Source organism: Streptomyces sp. NPDC053665, from assembly GCF_055585285.1.
In genome coordinates this window covers 210,978-228,253 of record NZ_JBVJKK010000001.1, presented here as the reverse complement: position 1 = coordinate 228,253, position 17,276 = coordinate 210,978, and the positions used below count along the sequence as shown (strand labels likewise).

At 73.0% G+C, this 17,276-nt stretch carries 14 protein-coding genes; 6 read left to right on the top strand and 8 right to left on the bottom strand.

The window, feature by feature from the left end; translation table 11 throughout:
* Positions 1 to 28: 28 nt before the first annotated feature.
* Positions 29 to 928, bottom strand: a complete 900-nt coding sequence (locus ACZ6ZN_RS00885; RefSeq protein ID WP_469642071.1) for an NAD-dependent protein deacetylase — start codon at positions 926 to 928, stop codon at positions 29 to 31.
* A gap of 876 nt (positions 929 to 1,804) precedes the next feature.
* On the opposite strand from ACZ6ZN_RS00885, the gene ACZ6ZN_RS00880 reads away from it, so the two are divergent.
* Both ACZ6ZN_RS00880 and ACZ6ZN_RS00875 read left to right on the top strand, forming a co-directional pair.
* Positions 1,805 to 2,500, top strand: a complete 696-nt coding sequence (locus tag ACZ6ZN_RS00880; RefSeq protein ID WP_469643902.1) for an ANTAR domain-containing protein — start codon at positions 1,805 to 1,807, stop codon at positions 2,498 to 2,500.
* 380 nt (positions 2,501 to 2,880) lie between these two features.
* Positions 2,881 to 3,933 (top strand): enoyl-CoA hydratase/isomerase family protein, encoded by a 1,053-nt coding sequence (locus ACZ6ZN_RS00875; RefSeq protein WP_469642069.1) that lies wholly within the window; start codon positions 2,881 to 2,883, stop codon positions 3,931 to 3,933.
* A gap of 81 nt (positions 3,934 to 4,014) precedes the next feature.
* Here the strand turns inward: ACZ6ZN_RS00875 and ACZ6ZN_RS00870 are convergent, their stop codons facing one another.
* Entirely contained in the window at positions 4,015 to 5,055 is a 1,041-nt protein-coding gene (locus ACZ6ZN_RS00870) for a vWA domain-containing protein (RefSeq protein WP_398107333.1), read from the bottom strand.
* A gap of 246 nt (positions 5,056 to 5,301) precedes the next feature.
* Between ACZ6ZN_RS00870 and ACZ6ZN_RS00865 the strand changes: the two genes are divergently transcribed.
* Positions 5,302 to 6,741: a Gfo/Idh/MocA family protein gene (locus ACZ6ZN_RS00865; RefSeq protein WP_469642066.1), complete on the top strand. Its 1,440-nt coding sequence runs from the start codon at positions 5,302 to 5,304 to the stop codon at positions 6,739 to 6,741.
* 65 nt (positions 6,742 to 6,806) lie between these two features.
* Here the strand turns inward: ACZ6ZN_RS00865 and ACZ6ZN_RS00860 are convergent, their stop codons facing one another.
* Positions 6,807 to 7,208: a RidA family protein gene (locus tag ACZ6ZN_RS00860; protein WP_398107926.1), complete on the bottom strand. Its 402-nt coding sequence runs from the start codon at positions 7,206 to 7,208 to the stop codon at positions 6,807 to 6,809.
* Between the two features lie 96 nt (positions 7,209 to 7,304).
* Between ACZ6ZN_RS00860 and ACZ6ZN_RS00855 the strand changes: the two genes are divergently transcribed.
* Positions 7,305 to 8,279, top strand: a complete 975-nt coding sequence (locus ACZ6ZN_RS00855) for a helix-turn-helix transcriptional regulator (RefSeq protein ID WP_469642065.1) — start codon at positions 7,305 to 7,307, stop codon at positions 8,277 to 8,279.
* 127 nt (positions 8,280 to 8,406) lie between these two features.
* Positions 8,407 to 8,787 carry an amphi-Trp domain-containing protein gene (locus tag ACZ6ZN_RS00850; RefSeq protein ID WP_469642063.1) on the top strand — a complete coding sequence of 127 codons (381 nt, stop codon included), beginning with the start codon at positions 8,407 to 8,409 and terminating at the stop codon, positions 8,785 to 8,787.
* A gap of 212 nt (positions 8,788 to 8,999) precedes the next feature.
* On the opposite strand, the gene ACZ6ZN_RS00845 is transcribed toward ACZ6ZN_RS00850, so the two are convergent.
* Positions 9,000 to 9,893: a YhjD/YihY/BrkB family envelope integrity protein gene (locus ACZ6ZN_RS00845; protein ID WP_469642060.1), complete on the bottom strand. Its 894-nt coding sequence runs from the start codon at positions 9,891 to 9,893 to the stop codon at positions 9,000 to 9,002.
* Positions 9,894 to 10,303: 410 nt separating this feature from the next.
* Here ACZ6ZN_RS00845 and ACZ6ZN_RS00840 point away from each other — a divergent pair, with 410 nt between their 5' ends.
* Positions 10,304 to 12,142: a glycoside hydrolase family 15 protein gene (locus ACZ6ZN_RS00840; RefSeq protein WP_469642059.1), complete on the top strand. Its 1,839-nt coding sequence runs from the start codon at positions 10,304 to 10,306 to the stop codon at positions 12,140 to 12,142.
* A gap of 12 nt (positions 12,143 to 12,154) precedes the next feature.
* Here the strand turns inward: ACZ6ZN_RS00840 and ACZ6ZN_RS00835 are convergent, their stop codons facing one another.
* The 4 genes from ACZ6ZN_RS00835 to ACZ6ZN_RS00820 all read right to left on the bottom strand — a co-directional run bounded on the left by ACZ6ZN_RS00835 (position 12,155) and on the right by ACZ6ZN_RS00820 (position 16,867).
* On the bottom strand, positions 12,155 to 13,921 hold the full coding sequence (locus ACZ6ZN_RS00835) for a cation:proton antiporter (protein ID WP_469642056.1): 1,767 nt from the start codon (positions 13,919 to 13,921) through the stop codon (positions 12,155 to 12,157).
* Positions 13,922 to 14,008: 87 nt separating this feature from the next.
* On the bottom strand, positions 14,009 to 14,848 hold the full coding sequence (locus ACZ6ZN_RS00830) for an SDR family oxidoreductase (RefSeq protein WP_469642053.1): 840 nt from the start codon (positions 14,846 to 14,848) through the stop codon (positions 14,009 to 14,011).
* A 176-nt stretch (positions 14,849 to 15,024) separates the two neighbouring features.
* The gene (locus ACZ6ZN_RS00825; protein ID WP_469643899.1) at positions 15,025 to 16,362 is read right to left on the bottom strand and encodes a chloride channel protein; all 1,338 of its coding nucleotides are present in this window, start codon (positions 16,360 to 16,362) and stop codon (positions 15,025 to 15,027) included.
* Between the two features lie 268 nt (positions 16,363 to 16,630).
* Complete coding sequence (locus tag ACZ6ZN_RS00820) at positions 16,631 to 16,867, bottom strand: hypothetical protein (RefSeq protein ID WP_469642051.1); 237 nt, start codon at positions 16,865 to 16,867, stop codon at positions 16,631 to 16,633.
* Between the last annotated feature and the right edge of the window lie 409 nt (positions 16,868 to 17,276).

Here is a 17,276-nt window from a genome sequence, read left to right as displayed (position 1 = left end):
ATCGGGGCAGCCGGTGATCGTGTGCCCCTCAGGCGGCCGGTTCGTCCTCCAGCGCGATGCCCAGCCGGTCCGCCACCGTCGTCAGGGCGGCGCCGAGCGGCAGGGCGACCCTGGTGACGGCGTGCTCGTCCCCCCGCGTCCGGTCGCGGTTGACGATCAGCACCGCTTTTCCCTCCTGGGCCGCCTGACGAACGAAGCGGAGCCCGGACATCACCGTCAGCGAGGAGCCCAGGACGAGCAGCGAACCGGCCGCACGGACCAGTTCCCGGCAGTGTGCGACCCGCTGCGGCGGGACGGACTCGCCGAAGAACACCACGTCGGGCTTGAGGACGCCGCCGCAGGCCGCGCAGGGCACCACGCGGAAGTCGCCGACCTGTTCGTCCGTCAGGTCGGCGTCACCGTCCGGGTTGATCCCGGCCGCCACGGGCGCGAAACCCGGATTGGCCTCCTTCAGACGCCGGGCGAGGTCGCGGCGCGGACTGAACGCGCCGCAGGAGAGACACACGACCCGGTCCAGCGCCCCGTGGAGTTCCACGACGTCCTCGCTGCCGGCGGCCTGGTGCAGACCGTCCACGTTCTGCGTGATGACACCCGACAGCAGGCCGTGCCGCCCGAAAGCGGCCACCGCCCGGTGCCCGGCGTTGGGCCGGGCCCGGCCGAAGGTGCGCCACCCGAGATGGCTGCGCGCCCAGTACCGCCGCCGGGCCCGGGCGTCGGCGGTGAAGTCCTGGTAGGTCATCGGCGTGTGCCGGCTCAGGCTCCCGCCCTCGCCCCGGTAGTCCGGGATGCCCGACTCCGTGGAGATGCCCGCTCCGCTGAGGACCAGCACCCCACCGGCACCGAGCGCGTCGGCGACCGGCCCCAGGTCCGAGGTGCCCGGCGGCACGTCTCCGGCGGGGGTCCAGCTCAGGGTGGGGCGCATGCGCATGCCGTCAGGGTACGGAACGGCGGCCCACGATGCGCCGACCCGCACGGGACCGGCTGTGCGGGCCTCACTGCTTGCGCCCCTCCTGGCCGGGCACACCGTACGGACGCGGGTGGCGGGACGCCCGCCCTCCATCAGGCCGCCGGCACGCTGCCGGAGCCCTGCTGAGGGCCGTCCGCCGATGCCCTCCAGCGGCCGCACCCGCCGCTGCGGCAGGCCGCACCGGCTGACGCCGGTCCTGGTCGGGGCGGCTCACGATGCGTCGGCCCGCAGGGGGCCGGGTGTGCGGGCCGCCCGATGCGCCCGCGCCCCCCGGGCGGGGCGCGGTTCCCCGACCGGGCACGCTGTGCGGACGCGGGTGTGCGACGCCCGCCACGCAGCGGGCCGCTGGCGCGCTGCCGGAGCCCTGCTGAGGGCCGTCCGCCGATGCTCTCCAGTGGACACACCCGCCGCTGCCCGCAGGTGGCGCCAACCGACGTCGGCTGGTCGGTTACAGCCGGGTCGAGACCCCGGACGGACCGGTCGATCACGCACCGCTCGATGCGCCGGCGCGAGCTCTCCCGCAGGAACGGCGTGCCGACGCGCAGGCCCGCGGGCGGCGGCACGGCCAAGGTGAAGATCACCCGCCTTCCGCCCCCGCCCGACAACTCCCCGGAGCCCTGCACACCGCGCACACCCCCGGCCGAAGGGGCCGCCCCGCTGCCGCCGAAGCCGGCGTTCGCCGGAACCGGGGCATGCCCGCGCCCCGGCGAGGAGCGATCCGCCGCGCGTATCGCGCACGGCCCGGGTATCAGCACAATGGAGAAGTGGGCCACGGGTTCATGCTGTGGGAGGTGACGGGCGGTGAACCGGCCGGATCAGGAGCGGCGCGCTCTGGACATGATCGACTGGCTGCTGGAGACCGACACGCTGCGGGACTTCTTGCAGCATCTGGTCGCCGAAGCGGTCGCCGTCTCGGCGGCGGACGGCTGCGGGGTGACGGTGCAGCGCAGCGGCCGTCCGCTGACCGTGGTCAGCACCGGGGGAGTGGCGGACAAGCTCGACGAGAAGCAGTACGGCCAGGACGACGGGCCCTGCCTGCACGCCCTGCGCACCGGAGAGATCGTCCACGTGCCCGACATGCTGGAAGAGGACCGCTGGGCGGCCTACCCGCGCTTCGCCGCGTCCCTGGGCGTCCGCTCCGCACTGTCGGTGCCGATCCCCGTGCGCAGCCACACCGCGGGCGCGCTCAACTTCTACGCCGGAGACCCCGACGCCTTCACCGCCAACGACCGGCACACCCTGGCGCTCTCCGCGGCCCAGGCGGGCGGTGCCATCGCCCTGGCCCAGCGGCTGGCCGACGCGGAGGAGTTTACCCGGGACCTGCAGAGCGCCCTCGCCTCCCGCCGGATGATCGACCAGGCCATCGGCGTCGTCATGCAGCAACGGCAGTGCGCCGAGGAAGAGGCGCTGGGCCTGCTGCGCAGTCTGTCCCAGCAGACCAACCTCAAACTCCACGACGTCTGCACCCGCGTGCTGACCGAGATCGCCGGCCGACCGCCCACACCCCAGCCGCCTCTGCGGCCCCGTCCCTGACCGGCTCGCGGGCTCGCTACGAGGCGGCACAGCTGGGGGGGACGCTCGACGCACGGCGTCCCGCCCCGCCTACAGGGCCCTCAGGGCGCCTGTGTCTCGTCGGAGGCCTCGGGACTGCTCATGTCGGCTCCTTCCCTCTGACCGGCCGGGTGCCCCCTTTGCGGGGGAACGACGACTCCGATCCCGCAGTCCGGCGGGGTACGACGTCCCTTCGCCCACCCCGCCCCATCCGCCCGGCCGGGCGTCGGGCACCGTAGGGTCCCGGTGGGCGGAAGCCCCTCGCCACCTGCGGGGCTGGGCGAGCGGTTACGCCACCGCGTCACGAAGGATCGAGGAGACAGGGGCGGCAACGTGGTCCACGGCTTGAGGGAGACGGTTCGATGAGCGCGGCCGAGGAACCGGTCCTCTTCCACACCACCGGGCACGCCGGACGCATCACACTGAACCGGCCGCGGGCGCTGAACGCGCTCACCCACACCATGGTCCGCCGCATCGACGAGGCCCTCACCGCGTGGGAGCGGGACCCGGCGGTGCAGACCGTCGTGATCACCGGCGCGGGGGAGCGCGGCCTGTGCGCGGGCGGTGACATCCGCGCCATCCACGACGACGCCCGTGACGGGGACGGCTCCGCCTCGGCGGCGTTCTGGCGCGACGAGTACCGCCTGAACGCCCGGATCGCGCGCTACCCCAAGCCGTACGTCGCGGTGATGGACGGCATCGTCATGGGCGGCGGGGTCGGTGTCTCGGCGCACGGGAACGTCCGCGTCGTCACCGACCGGTCCCGGGTGGCCATGCCGGAGACCGGCATCGGCTTCGTCCCGGACGTCGGCGGCACCCGGCTGCTCGCCCTGGCGCCGGGCGAACTGGGCACCCACCTCGCCCTGACGGGCGCTCAGATCGGCGCCGCCGACGCCCTGTTGTGCGGCCTCGCCGACCACTACGTGCCGTCGGACTCGCTGCCGGACCTCCTCGACGCCCTGGCCGGCCTGCCGGCGGCCGAGGCCGTCGCAGGTGTGGCCCGGACGCCTCCGCAGGGAGTGCTGGCGGCCTCACGCGATTGGATCGACGCCTGTTATGCCGCCGACCGCGTCGAGGAGATCGTGCGCCGGTTGCTCGCGCACGGCGATCCCGCCGCGAAGGAGACCGCCGAGACCCTGTTGTCGAAGTCGCCGACCGCCCTCAAGGTCACTCTGGCCTCCCTGCGCCGGGCTCGCCGGCTGGGCACGCTGGAACGGGTCCTGGATCAGGAGTACCGCGTCTCGTGCGCCGCGCTGACCATGCCGGATCTGGTGGAGGGCATCCGTGCCCAGGTCGTCGACAAGGACCGCAGGCCGAGCTGGTCGCCGAGGACCCTTGCCGAGGTCGGCGACGCCGACGTGGAGCGCTTCTTCGCCCCGCTGGGCGAGCGTGAACTGGGGTTGGCCGGGGAGTGAGGGCATCGCCCGGGGTGGCGACGGGCCGGCAGGCACGCCCTCCGGAGGTCCCTCCGGCTGCTGCCGGTCCCCGGCGGGACGTCAGAGCATCAGCAGCAGCCGGGTGTTGGGCACCAGCTTGCGGTTGACGCTGGTGCTCTGCACGAAGATCGTGAAGTGGTCGTTGTGGTCGGGCTTCACCCGGACCTCCGTGTCCGGCAGGCCGAGCAGGGCCCGGGCCTCCGGCCCCGTGTACACCCGGTCGGTCTTCTTCTCCAGCACCGCTATCTGCTTCTGCGCCTGGATCTTCTCCGACTTGCTCAACTGGTAGAAAGCACCGCCGGTGCGATAGGCGTGCCCGCATTCGATGACCCATTCACGGATCGCCGCGTCCCGAGCCACCGGAATGAGCTGGTACGTCGACGGATCGACCGGTGTCAGACCGGCCGCCTTGATGGTGTTCTCATTCACCGCGTCGGCGCCCGTGGAGAATACCGCCCGGGATCCGCGAATTCCTCGCGCACGGCCCACCATGAAATTCTCGGTGGCCTGCCGGATGACTTGACCGGCCTCTTCCAGCCCTTGCGTGCTCGTGGCGTCCCACACGGCGATGTTGTCCTTGGGGAAACCGCACTGCATGGCCTCGCGCTTGCCCATCTGGTCGGGCACCAGGACGGCCAGCGTCCAGTTGTCCTGCTGGGTCTCGATCATCCGGGCCACGGCCTGGACCAGGTCACGCGCGTTCCTGCTCGGGGCGTCCGGGCAGCGGTGGCTGGCGTTCTCCTGACCGTCCGTCAGTACGAACGTCAGGAAGCTGTGGTCCCCGTACAGCTGCGCCGTCTGCGCCAGCTCCTGCTGCGACTTGAGCGTGGCCGCCAGCAGGGCGGTCATTCCCCCGGTGCGGTACAACTGCTTCAGCGACGGCATGCGCAGTACGTCCTTGTCGTAGATGACGCACTCCACCTTGTCGGCGAACACGTACACCGTGACACGGGTTTCCTGGTCCAGCTCCCTCGAACGGCGGGCGAGATAAGCGATCTGCTGGTCGGCGACGTCCACGACTTTGCGGCTGAGATGCGACATGGACGAGCTGGCATCCAGCACGAGAGCCACGTGGTTGATGTAATTCTGGGTTCCGGACATCACAACTCCCCCTCGTTCCGGGCTTGGTGTTTCCACCCTCTCATCCACCACTGACAATCGATCTTGGTTGCCGGGTCCCCGGAGGGCAGGGACGGCTCGGCGGTCGCCCCTCCGCGGCCGTCGGCGTGCTCATTCCTGCTCGCAACGCCTCTCCATCGAGCATCTATTGACATGGCGATGACACTCCCTCCACAGTCGTCCCCACCGAGTGATGCCGATCCGCGGACCCGAGGAGCGTGCACCCCCATGCCCGAGATCCCCGAAGTCACCAGGCGTTTGCTCCTCGGAGGAGCGCTGGCCGGCGGCGCTGCCGCGGCCGGTCTGGGCACGGCGCAGGCGGCCGCTGCACGGGACCGGCCGGACGTGCCGGCCGACTCCTCACCACGCCGCGCGCCGGGCCAGAAGTCCATGATCAACGTGCCGTTCGGCGAGCACCGGACCGTCCGCGTCGGTGTCATCGGACTCGGCAACCGAGGCTCGGGGATGACCGAGGGCTGGTCCGCCGTCCCCGGCTGCACGGTGACCGCGGTCTGCGACGTACGGGCCGACCGCGCCCGCCGCGTCGCCGACCGGCTGGCCTCCCAGGGCCGGCCGCGCCCCGGCGAGTACGGCGGCTCGGACGACGCCTACACCCGCATGCTCCGGCGCGAGGACATCGACCTCGTCTACATCGCCACGCCCTGGGAGTTCCACCACCGCCAGGGCAGGGACGCACTGCGGGCGGGCAAGCACGCCCTGGTCGAACTGCCCGTCGCCACCGGGCTCGAGGAACTGTGGGACCTCGTCGACACCTCCGAGCGCACCCGGCGGCACCTGATGCTCGCGGAGAACTGCTCCTACGGCCGCAACGAACTGGCGATGCTCAGGATGGCCCACGACGGCCTGTTCGGCGACCTCACCAACGGACACGGCGGCTACCTGCACGACCTGCGGGAACTGCTCTTCTCCGACACGTACTACACCGACGCCTGGCGGCGGAGGTGGCACACCCGCAGCACCGCCTCTCTCTACCCGATGCACGGCCTCGCGCCGATCGCCGCCGCCATGGACGTCAACCGCGGCGACCGGCTCACGACACTGCGCGCCACCGCGACCGAACCCAGGGGACTGGCCGACTACCGCGAGCGGTTCGTTCCGCGGTCGCACCCCTCCTGGAAGGAGACCTACGTCAACGGTGACCTCGTCACCTGCCTGATCGACACCGCGAAGGGCCGCACCGTCCGCGCCGAGCACGACGTCAGCTCGCCCCGCCCGTACAGCCGGATCAACAGCCTCGCCGGCACCCGCGGCATCTTCGAGGACTACGCGGGCACCTCCGCGACCGGCGGCCGGATCTACGTCGAGCCCGACCACAGCGGACACACCTGGCGCGACTTCGACGCCTACCGCAAGGAGTTCGACCACTGGCTCTGGACGAAGATCGGTGACGACGCCGAGAACAACGGCGGCCACGGCGGGATGGACTACGTGCTGCAGTGGCGCACCGTCCAGCTCATGCGGGCCGGACTCGTCCCCGACATCGACGTCTACGACGCGGCCGTGTGGTGCTCACCCGTGCCGCTCAGCGCACAGTCCCTGGCGGCCGGAGGACGCCCCGTGCGGATTCCCGACTTCACCCGGGGAGCATGGGTGAACCGCCGCCCGGGACTCGACACCCGCCCGTCCGAGATGCCGCCCGTGCCCTGACGCCGGGCCCCCGGACCGCCCGCCCGCATCGACGCGACCGGGGCGCGACGCGGGCGGGCGGTGTGTCAGTGCCGGACGGCGACGGCCTCGACCTCGAACAGCACGTCGGGCGTGGCCAGAGCGGCGACGCCGACGAGCGTCTGCGTCGGGGGCCGCGTACCCCACCCCGCGAGCACGGCCGCGGCGATCGGCCCGAGCTTGCCGACGTCGTGGTTCACCACGTACGTCCTGAGTTGGACGACGTGGGCGAGCCCGAGCCCGTGGGCGGCGAGCGCGAGACCGAGGTTGCGGAACGCCTGCTCGACCTGCCGGGCGAAGCCGCCCGGGACGACCGTGCCGTCCGGACCGGACCCGAACTGGCCGGACACGAGCACCAGTTCGCTGCCCGCCGGGACGACGGCGGTGTGACTGTAGCCGAACGGGACCGGATCGTGCAGTTCCCTCGGATTGACCAACGTGTGCGCGATGAGGACCACCACCTGTGTACGGAAGGGACGTTGACGCAGGCAGCCTCGCAAGCCATACGTGACACCCTGTGTCATGTATGTCGCTAGGCTTCGCGGATGCGCGCCGACCGACTGGTATCGATGGTGCTGCTGCTGCGGCAGCACGGACGGCTCTCCGCGCCCGCGCTGGCCCGTGAACTGGAGGTGTCCACCCGCACGGTGCTGCGCGACATCGAGGCGCTGTCCGCGGCCGGGGTGCCGGTGTACGCCGAACGCGGCCGGCACGGTGGCTTCGCGCTGCTGCCCGGGTTGCGGACCGAACTCACCGGACTGACCCACGACGAGGCCCTGGCCCTGCTGGTCGCCGGATCGCGCCGCGGCGCCCAGGCGTTCGGCCTCGGCCCGGCGCTCGCCTCGGCGCTGCGCAAAGTGGTCGACGCGCTCCCCGAGGACTCCCGGACCACCGCCGCGGGCGCCGCCCGGCGCCTGCTGGTCGAGCCGGACATCGACCTGCTCGCACGCCGTTCGGACGCCGAGGAGGTACCCGACGCCGTGCTCGGCGAGGTGCGGCGGGCGGTGTTCGCCGGGCGCAGGCTGCGCATCCAGTACGCGACGGTGGACCGGGAGCCCGCCTGGCGCACCGTCGACCCGGTCGGCCTGGTCACCGTGCGGGGCCGCGGATACCTCCTGGCCACCCGGTCCGGAGCCGACCGCACCTACCGCCTGTCCCGCATCCTCGCCGCCCGGGAGCAACCGGAACCGGCCCACCGCGCCGACGGGGTCGACCTGGACCGCGTCTGGCGGGAACGCAGCGCACGGTTCCGCGACGGCGGGGACCGGGTCAGCGTGCTGCTGCGGGTGGCCGAGGCCCGGCGGAAGGATCTGGTGGGGACCGCGGTGGCCGTCCTCGCCGAGGAGACCGAGGCCGACGGGCGGTTGCGGATGGAGGTCGCCTTCCAGGATGCGAGGCACGCCGAGTGGGCGCTGTGGCACCTCGCCCCGGACGCGGAGGCCCTGACCCCGCAGTGGCTGCGCGACGCCCTGCGGGAGCGCGCCGCCGCCCTCGCGGCCCGCTACGGAGGACCCTCCTGAGAAGTGCGGTACGTCAGCGGGCAGGGCCGCGGCGAGGTGCCGGTGCCCCGGCGTGAGGAGGTTCGATCCGCGGTACCGCGCGAGAATGGGCCTTGTCGCGTCGTTCGTGCCCGATCGGAGGGCGACCATGAAGGATCTCAAGTTCGAGCAGAAGCGCACGCTGTCCCGTCGTGAGGCCGCCGACCAGCTCACCGCACTCGCGGACGCATTGAGGGAAGGCGAGGACGCCGAGCTGAAACTCGGCTCCGGCACACTGACCCTGCGGATCCCCGACGGTCTGCGCAGCGAGATCGAGGTCGAGATCGGCGGCGGCGAGGTCGAGCTGGAGATCGAGCTCAAGTGGTCCACCGCGACGGAATCGCGCCCGTCCGGATCCGAGAAGCAGACGGGTGCCTCCGAGACGGCCAAGGCGACCACCGCGAAGCGGCCCAAGGACACGGCCGCGAGCGCCGGACGCGGCGCCGGCCGGAGCAGGACCGCGAAGCGGCCTGCCGCCAAGTCGGCCTGAGCTCGAACGGCGGCAGCGCGGCAGGCGCGGCTGCCGTCGCGGAAGAGTAGCCTCGGTGGTACGCGGAGGTCGGTTCCCGGGAGCCCATCAGCGCGAGGCTCCCTCAGTTCGGCACAGAAGCTGAGGGAGCTGCCTCGAGCGTGCGGCGGACACGCGACCGGCCTCTTCACGCCGACGCGACCGGCCCGTGCACGCCGACCGGGCGGCGCTCGTCAGGTGTTCTTCGGCGGTGGTACGACGGTGCCGAGCCTGCGACGCAGCGGCGGGGCCTGGGACAGCACGGCGCCCACGCTCAGCCCGACCGCGATGGCCACACACAGCACGATCAGCCAGGACAGCAGCACGAAGACCGAACCGGCGGCCCCGTAGGCGTCCAGGGCCCGTTTGAGGGCGCGCGGCATGTAGAAGTGGGCGGCGACCGACAGGCCGCTGACCGCGAGCGCGGTGACCACGGCCCCCGGCAGGAGCGGGCCCCAGCCGATCAGGCCGCCCAGCAGCAGATGCTGGGTCCACCACCACATGGCCGTCTGCATCAGCAGGCTGATGGTGAAGCCCAGGACCGCCCCCAGCTCGTTGCGCAGCAGCCCCTGCACGGCCAGGGCGCCCAGCCACAGGGCGATCCACGCCAGCCAGCGCCACGCGGCGACCGACGGGCCCGAGCGCGGCAGCTGCCACGCCCGTCTGCACAGCCGTTGCACGGCCCGGCTCACCGCGGTGGCCGACAGCAGCACCATCAGACCGCCGATCAGACCGGTCGCCTGCCGCAACTCGGCGGTCGGCGGCTGGAACAGCTGCTGCAACTGGGCCTTCTCCTGCCCGGTCAGCCCGAACACGGCAGTCACCGAGACCGCGACCTGGTCCTTCAGGGCCGACGGAGCGTAGGCGCCGAGCACGAAGAGCAAGGGAATGGCGGTGAGGAAGGACTGCGCGGCGATGCGGGTCGCCGAGTCGAAGACGTTGACCTCCACCATGCGCTCGACCACCGCCGTGAGCAGGGGAAAACGTGCCTTCAGCCGCGCGGCGAGCGTGCGCAGCCTGCCGGCCCGCCCACCGGTCCGGGCCCGCCGCCGCGACGGGCCGGACACCCGGGACGGCCGGCGTGGCACGCGGGCTCCGCGGCTCACTCCGCCGGGCGGGGTGCGGGGCCCGCACCGATCGGCGCCCGGAGGTCCGCGGCGCCCGGACGGCCCGCGGCACCGGGACGGCCCGCGGCCCGGCCACACGGCAGGCGGCCCCGACCCGCACACGCCGGCCGTGCCCACCTCGCCCGCGAAACACCTGGAGAAGTCCCCATCACGCTGCTCCCTTCCTCACCCAGAGTGCGCGACCTCGCGGCCCACGGCACCCCGCCGTACCGCCCGCGGGTCCCGCCACCGGCCCGGGACGCGGAAGGGACGGGCCGTGGCACCGCTCGCCCCACCCCGCCGCCGCGTTCAGCCCGCGCGCCGGCCCGCGGCTCCGGCTTACTCTGATGCCGGGGGCGTTCGGGTGAATCGCGCACCGGAAGGGCGGCCCGATGGACGACTACCCGCTGATCGAGAACCACGGACTCGTCGGTGACCTGCAGAGCGCGGCACTGGTCACCACGGACGGCAGCGTCGACTGGTTCTGCGTCCCGAGGTTCGACTCGCCCAGCGTCTTCGGCGCGCTCCTGGACCGGACCAAGGGCGGGCACTGCACCATCCGCCCCCGCCACCGCTCCTACGCCACCAAGCAGCTGTACCTGCCGGACACGGCGATCCTGGTCACCCGCTTCATGACCGAGGCCGGAGCCGGCGAAGTGATCGACTTCATGCCTGTCACCGGCACCTCCGTCACGGAAAGCCACCGGCTGGTGCGGATGATCCGCTGCGTACGCGGCCGGATGACCTTCGAGATCGAGGTCGATCCCCGCTTCGACTACGGGCGGGAACCCCACCGGCTGCACATCAGCGAGCACGGGGCGGTGTTTGCCGGGGAGCGCGGGGCGCGCCTCACCGTGCACCCCGTGCGGGAACCGGACGACGAGGAACTGCTCGACGTCCTCACCGACCGCCGGGAAGCCCTGCACTTCACCCTCACCCTGGAGGCGGGCCTGGAGCGCGGGATGGTGCTGGAATGGGCCGCCGAGGGCCCGCCCAGGGAGATCCGACTGGCCGAGTACGGGCGGCTCTTCGACGGCACGGTCGCGTTCTGGCGCGGCTGGCTGCGGCAGTCGCGCTACACCGGACGCTGGCGCGAGACCGTGGAGCGCTCGGCGATCACGCTGAAACTCATGACGTACGCCCCCTCCGGTGCGGTGGTGGCCGCCCCGACGGCCGCGCTCCCCGAGCAACTGGGCGGCGAGCGCAACTGGGACTACCGGTTCACCTGGATCCGCGACGCCTCCTTCTCGGTGTACGCCCTGCTCGGGCTGGGGTTCACCGAGGAGGCAAGGGCGTTCATCCAGTGGCTCGGCGACCGGGTCGAGGAACGCGCCGGACGGGACAGCGACACCGGGCCGCTGAACATCATGTACGCGGTGGACGGCTCCCAGGACCTCGACGAGATGACGCTGGACCACTGGGAGGGCTACGCCGGTTCCGCGCCCGTGCGGATCGGCAACGGCGCCGCGACCCAGCTGCAACTGGACATCTACGGAGAGGCGCTCGACAGCATCTCCTTCGCCCACCGGCACGGCCTGCGGGTGGGGCACCACGGCTGGAACGCGCTGCTGACGGACCTGGACTGGCTGGTCGACCACTGGGACCAGCCGGAGGAGGGCATCTGGGAGACCCGCGGCGGCCGCGAGAACTTCACCTACGGGCGGGTGATGTCGTGGGTCGCCTTCGACCGTGCGCTGCGGCTCGCGGAGTCCAACGGCAGACCGGCCGACGTCCAGCGCTGGCGCGCGGCACGCGACGCCTGCTACGAGCAGGTCATGGCGAAGGGCTGGAACGAGCAACGCGGGGCGTTCGTCCAGCACTTCGGCAGCGAGGTCCTCGACTCCTCCCTGCTGCGCATGGCGACCGTCGGCTTCATCACGCCCGACGACCCGCTCTGGACCTCCACCCTGCAGGCCATGGAGGAGGAACTGGTCAGCGACAGCCTGGTCTACCGCTACAACCCCGAGGCGTCCCCCGACGGTCTGCGCGGCGCGGAGGGGACCTTCTCGCTGTGCACCTTCATGTACGTGGACGCCCTGGCCCGCGCGGGCCGGACCGACAAGGCGCGGCTGGTGTTCGAGAAGATGATGGGCTACGCCAACCACCTCGGCCTGTACGCCGAGGAGATCGACCCGCAGGGCCGCCAACTGGGCAACTTCCCGCAGGCGTTCACCCACCTCGCACTGATCGACGCGGCCATCACCCTGGATGCCGCCCTCAACCGGACCTGAGCGGAGGGCGGTTCAGCCGGCCTGAGCCGGGTCGGGTTCCAGGAGCACGAGGGTGTCGCCGGGACCGGCGGCGGGTGTGCCGCCCTCGGTGGCCGGGTCGAGACGGCCGTCCCGCCGCACGACGAACAGCGTGTCGTGCCCCGGCGGGAGCGGCGCGGAGGCGGGCTGCACACGGAAGCGGGCGCCGCTGCCGTGACGGGCCGCGACGGTGTGCCGGACCAGGTCAGGGCCGAAGAGGGTCTCCCCGGGGGCGTAGGGCGCGACCACGCCCGAGGTGCCGGGCGGCGGACCGATCCGGTGGACCGGGCCGTCGACGCTGTCCCGCAGGACGACCGAGACGAGCGCGTTGAAGTCGTCGTCGTCCGTCAGCAGGAACACGGAGGTGACGCCCTCCAGCCGCGCCTCCGGGTCGGTGGCGGCGGCCAGCAGTGCCTCGGCGGCCGGTTCGACCCCGGCGGCCTCGATCCGGGCCCGTTGCCGTTCCGACGCCGCCCACATCAGCACGTCGGCACCCGCGGTGCGCAGGGCGTGGGCGAGGTCCACCACCCAGGGGTCACCCCCGAGCAGGAGCGGACGGGCCCGGGGGGCGGTCACGACGCCCAGCCGGCGGGCCACGGGCCGTGCGGTCAGGCCGTACACCACGACCGTTCCGACGATCACCAGGAAGGTGATCGGCAGGATGGTGTCGGCGTCGTGGAGCCCGTCGGCCGTGAGCGCCCCGGCGAAGGTGGTGGCGGTGGAGGCGGCGACGATCCCGCGCGGTGCCATCCAGCCGACGAAGGCGCGCTCGCCCCGGGCGAGGTCCGTCCTCAGCGTCGACACCAGGGCGACGACGGGCCGGACGGCGACGATCAGGACGGCGACCAGCACCAGCGAGGGCAGCAGGACCGGACGCAGGCTCTCCGGCGTGACCGTCGCGGAGATCGACACGAACAGCAGGCCGATGATCAGCTGGACGAGCGTCTCGAAGAAGGGGCGCCGTGCGGGCATCTCGAAGCCGGGCACGTTCGCGGCGACCAGACCCGTGACGATCGCCGCGATGAGCCCGGTGTCGTCGTAGACGGCGTCGCAGCCGGCCGCCACCAGCACCACGACGGCCAGTTGGGTGAGGGTGCCGAGGGTTTCTCCGAGGCGGAGCAGCCGGAGCGTGAGCCAGAGCAGCACGGCTCCCACGACACCGCCCGCGAGCCCCACCGCGATGCCGCCGAAGAACGCGCCGAACCGGAAGTGGCCGGGCCGCAGTCCGCCGGAGACGAGGGAGTGGAACACGACGGCGCCGAGGATGCCGCCGACCGCGTCGATCAGGGACCCCTCCCACACCAGGACGCGCCGCACCTTCCCCGACGGCCGGACGTGTTCCAGGAGGGGAGCGACGACGGTCGGCCCGGACACCACGAGGATCACCCCGAGCATGCTGGCCACCGCGGCCGGGACGCCGAGCAGCGCCGGTCCCAGGGCCATGACCGCACCCCAGGTGAGCAGCACCTGGAACACCAGGAGCCGGACGACGGCCCTGCGGGTCGTGCCTTTGAGCAGCCGCAGATCCAGGCCCAGTCCGGCGTCGTAGAGGATGAGCGCGACCGACAGCGACACCAGGGCCGGGAAATCCTGCCCGACCAGCTTGTCCGGATGGACGACGTCGGTGAGCGTGCCGGCGACGAACCCCGCCGGCAGCAGCACGATCAGGGCCGGGACACGCAGCCGGGAGGCCAGGATCTGCGACCCGACGGCCAGGACCACGGTCAGGGCGATGCCCAGCAGGATCTCGTCCTCACTCATCCCGGCCCCTCCCCGTCGCGCACGAGCGGCTCAGCTCCCGTCCGTCCGAGTCTGTCCGAGTCCGTCCGGTGGGCCTTGGGGTGCGGGTCAGCCGCCGGTGGCGAAGCCGGGGAAGAGGGTCATCCCGCCGTCCACGTACAGCGTGGTGCCGACGACGTAGTCCATCAGGTCCGAGGCGAGCGCGACCGCCGCGTACGCGATGTCCTCGGGGTCGCCGACGCGGTCGTAGGGGATCAGTCTCAAGAGGTCGTCCTCGGCCTCGGGAGTGTCCCAGGCGTCGCGGTTGATGGGCGTTCTGATGGCGCCCGGGGCGATGGCGTTGACGCGGATCTTCCGTGGAGCCAGCTCCTGTGCGAGGGTCGCCATCATCATCTGCACGCCCCCCTTGGAGGCCGCGTAGTTGACGTGCCCGGACCAGGGGATGACCTGGTGCACGGAGCTCATGCAGATGATCTTGCCGGCGGAGCGCGACACCTCGGGGACGACGCCGCGCCGGACGAATTCCTTGCTCGCCTCCCGGGCGCAGAGGAACTGCCCGGTGAGGTTCACGTCCAGGACCTGCTGCCACTGGCCCAGCGTCATCTCGGTCAGCGGCGCGTCACGTTGCAGCCCGGCGTTGGCGACGAGGATGTCGATCGTGCCGAACTCCTCGACCATGCGCCCCGTCATGGCCACCACCTGGTCCTCGGCGGAGACGTCCGCCTCGTGGGCCACCGCGCGCACACCGAACGACTCGATGTGCGCGACCACCTCGTCGGCCTCGTCCCGGCCGGTCACGTAGTTCACGACCACGTCCGCACCGGCCCGGCCCAGGGCGATCGCCGTCGCCCTGCCGATGCCCGAGTTGGCGCCGGTGACCAACGCCTTCTGGCCCTTCAGCAGCTGGGCGGGGATCACGTCGCGGGGCGAGCTCGCGGTCGACTGCACGATGACTGTCTCCTCCACTGCCTGGCCGGGTGACCCGGGCCGCGGCGCCGGGGCAGGGTCACACAATCACCGCGGCCCGGCGCCGGCACGCCGCACGGGGCCGGGTTGGGCCGACCGAGGGAGCAGGTTCGCCCACCGGCAGGCGATCCCCGGCCCGGCCCGCCCGGCGGTCGGCGTCAGGTGTGCGCGGGACGGTCCTGCGGCGCCCGCGCCGATGTGCCCGGCGGCGGCCCTGCGGGTTCGCCCAGCGCCGGCACGGGGTGACCGGCCGGAAGCAACTGGGCCGTGACGAAGGCGGTCACGGCCGCGAGGATCACCACGGGCGTCATCCCGGCGCCGCCGAGGAGCAGGACCACCAGCACGACACTGCTCACCGGCAGACGCAGGGTGGCCGCACACGCGGCGGCCATGCCCGCGGCCATGCCCGGCACGATCCCCAGTCCGGGCAGGGGCGCCAGCAGGACGCCCGCCGCGGCCCCCAGGAACAGCGCCGGGAAGACGGGGCCGCCGCGCAGGCCGCCGAGGCAGAGCGCGTACGCCACCGCCTTGCACACCAGCACCGCGACCAGGGCGCCCACACCCCAGGCGTGCGGATCCTGAGCCATCCGCGCCAGGGTGGCCTCGCCCGAGGAGGCCACGTCCGCGGGGGAGCGGTCGACGGTCAGCGCGTACACCGCGGCGCACACCCCGGCCGCCAAGGCGCACACCGCCGTACGGACGACGGGACTGCGCGCGATGAACGCGGCCGTCAGCCGGCCGCCGTCCAGGACGAAGTGCAGGACGACGGCGATCGCCACGGCCATGAGCACGGACCACACCACGTCCCCGGCGTCCAGGCGCGGCGAGGGCACCCCGAGGTCCAGGGACAGGCTCCCGGTGGACAGGCCGGTCCAGCGGCCGAACCCGGTGAACACGAGCGAGCCGATGCCGCTGGCCAGCAGCGCCGGGAGCATCACGGCGAACAGCTGCGGTCCGCCGACCCCCGCCACCTCGATGAGGATGACCGCGCCGATCACGGGGTCCCCGAAGATCGCCGGCAGGGCCGCCGCGGCACCGGCCGCCCCCAGCAGGGCCGCGCTCTGCGGCGACGCGGGTGCACGGGCCAGCCGGGCGAAGAGCAGGGCCAGACCGCCGCCGAGGGCGATCAGCGGCGCCTCGGGTCCCAGGACCGCGCCGAAGGGCAGGCTGGCGAGCGCCGCCAGCAGAACGCCCGGCAGGGCCCCGGGGGTCATCCCGCCCGCGTGCAGACCACCGGCCGGCAGGTGCCCGCCCGCCCCCTTCAGGTGCCGTACGACCAGGCCGACGACGAGTCCGGCGAGCGTGAGCAGCGGCAGCGGCCACCACCAGGGAGGGGTGTCCCAGCCGAGCTGACGCGGCAGCTCGTCCCACAGCTGGTGCTCGAGTTCGTGCAGACCGGCCAGGAACCAGAAGGCGGCCAGCGACACGGGGACGCCGATGAGGGCCGCGAAGAGGAGGGCCTTGCGGTAGCCCGGGCTGCGCAGCAGCTCCCGCAACCGTTCGGCCTCCTCCGGCTGCGTGCCGCCCCCGGCGCCGCCCGGGTGCTCCGGCTGCGTGCCGCCCCCCGCGCCGCCGGGGTGCTCCGGCCGCGTGCCGTCGTCGTCGGCCGTCCGGTGTCCCGGCCGCTGTGCGTCGCCGGGGTCGCTCGGGTGTTCCGGCTCGTGGACCACGCCGTCGCCTTCCCGTCGGGGACGCCCGCCTCAGCCATTGCAGCACCCGCCCCGGGCCTGCGCACGTCCGACGGCGCGCACGCACCCGTGCCGGTCAGGCAGCCCTGTCGCGCGGCGCGGCGCGGCGGGCGGACACGGGGGTGCGGGCGCCGCCGGCCCGGTCCTCGTCGCGGTTCGCGGTCGACCTGCCCCCGTGGACGAGGCGCAGACGACGGGGCCGGGCGTGCCGGGCGCCCGGTTCCGCCTCGCGCAGGAGCCGGTCCTCGATCGCGCTCATGCCCGTCAGGAGCAGGGCGAGCCCGGGCAGCAGCAGGACGGCGAGTATCAGCATGTGCTCTTCCTCCCGGACGCGGCGTACCACCCGGGTGCCCGGCAGGCCCCGAACGATGGCCGTCACCGAGTGGAGAACGAGCAACCTTCCGGCAAAAGCCGCATAGAGGACCCGTAGCGGGCTCGCTGCCTACGCTCCGTTCGCGGGTCCGCCCGGCACGGATCCTGCGGCGGCGAGGGCGAGGACCAGGGTGCCGGCCGGGTGCGGGCGGGGACGCGTACGTGAACGCACGGCGCATTCCTCTCGGTTGGCGAATTTCGCCCTGCTGGAGGAGGAACGGCGGCCGTGCGTTCACTGTGCGGCGTGGTTTCATCCGCAGGAGTCGGCCGGACTCACCTCGACGGCCGCGTCACCGGCCGGGGGAGCGCCTGACCGGGCTTCCGGTCGGCCGCCCTCTCAGCCGGCCGTC

What these genes read in the sequence shown, in the direction of transcription:
- ACZ6ZN_RS00820 (WP_469642051.1), bottom strand. Translation starts at nt 16,867, where the DNA reads ATGCTGATACTCGCCGTCCTGCTGCTGCCCGGGCTCGCCCTGCTCCTG.
- ACZ6ZN_RS00850 (WP_469642063.1), top strand. Translation starts at nt 8,407, where the DNA reads ATGAAGGATCTCAAGTTCGAGCAGAAGCGCACGCTGTCCCGTCGTGAG.
- ACZ6ZN_RS00835 (WP_469642056.1), bottom strand. Translation starts at nt 13,921, where the DNA reads ATGAGTGAGGACGAGATCCTGCTGGGCATCGCCCTGACCGTGGTCCTG.
- ACZ6ZN_RS00870 (WP_398107333.1), bottom strand. Translation starts at nt 5,055, where the DNA reads ATGTCCGGAACCCAGAATTACATCAACCACGTGGCTCTCGTGCTGGAT.
- ACZ6ZN_RS00840 (WP_469642059.1), top strand. Translation starts at nt 10,304, where the DNA reads ATGGACGACTACCCGCTGATCGAGAACCACGGACTCGTCGGTGACCTG.
- ACZ6ZN_RS00865 (WP_469642066.1), top strand. Translation starts at nt 5,302, where the DNA reads ATGCCCGAGATCCCCGAAGTCACCAGGCGTTTGCTCCTCGGAGGAGCG.
- ACZ6ZN_RS00885 (WP_469642071.1), bottom strand. Translation starts at nt 928, where the DNA reads ATGCGCATGCGCCCCACCCTGAGCTGGACCCCCGCCGGAGACGTGCCG.
- ACZ6ZN_RS00880 (WP_469643902.1), top strand. Translation starts at nt 1,805, where the DNA reads ATGATCGACTGGCTGCTGGAGACCGACACGCTGCGGGACTTCTTGCAG.
- ACZ6ZN_RS00875 (WP_469642069.1), top strand. Translation starts at nt 2,881, where the DNA reads ATGAGCGCGGCCGAGGAACCGGTCCTCTTCCACACCACCGGGCACGCC.
- ACZ6ZN_RS00855 (WP_469642065.1), top strand. Translation starts at nt 7,305, where the DNA reads ATGCGCGCCGACCGACTGGTATCGATGGTGCTGCTGCTGCGGCAGCAC.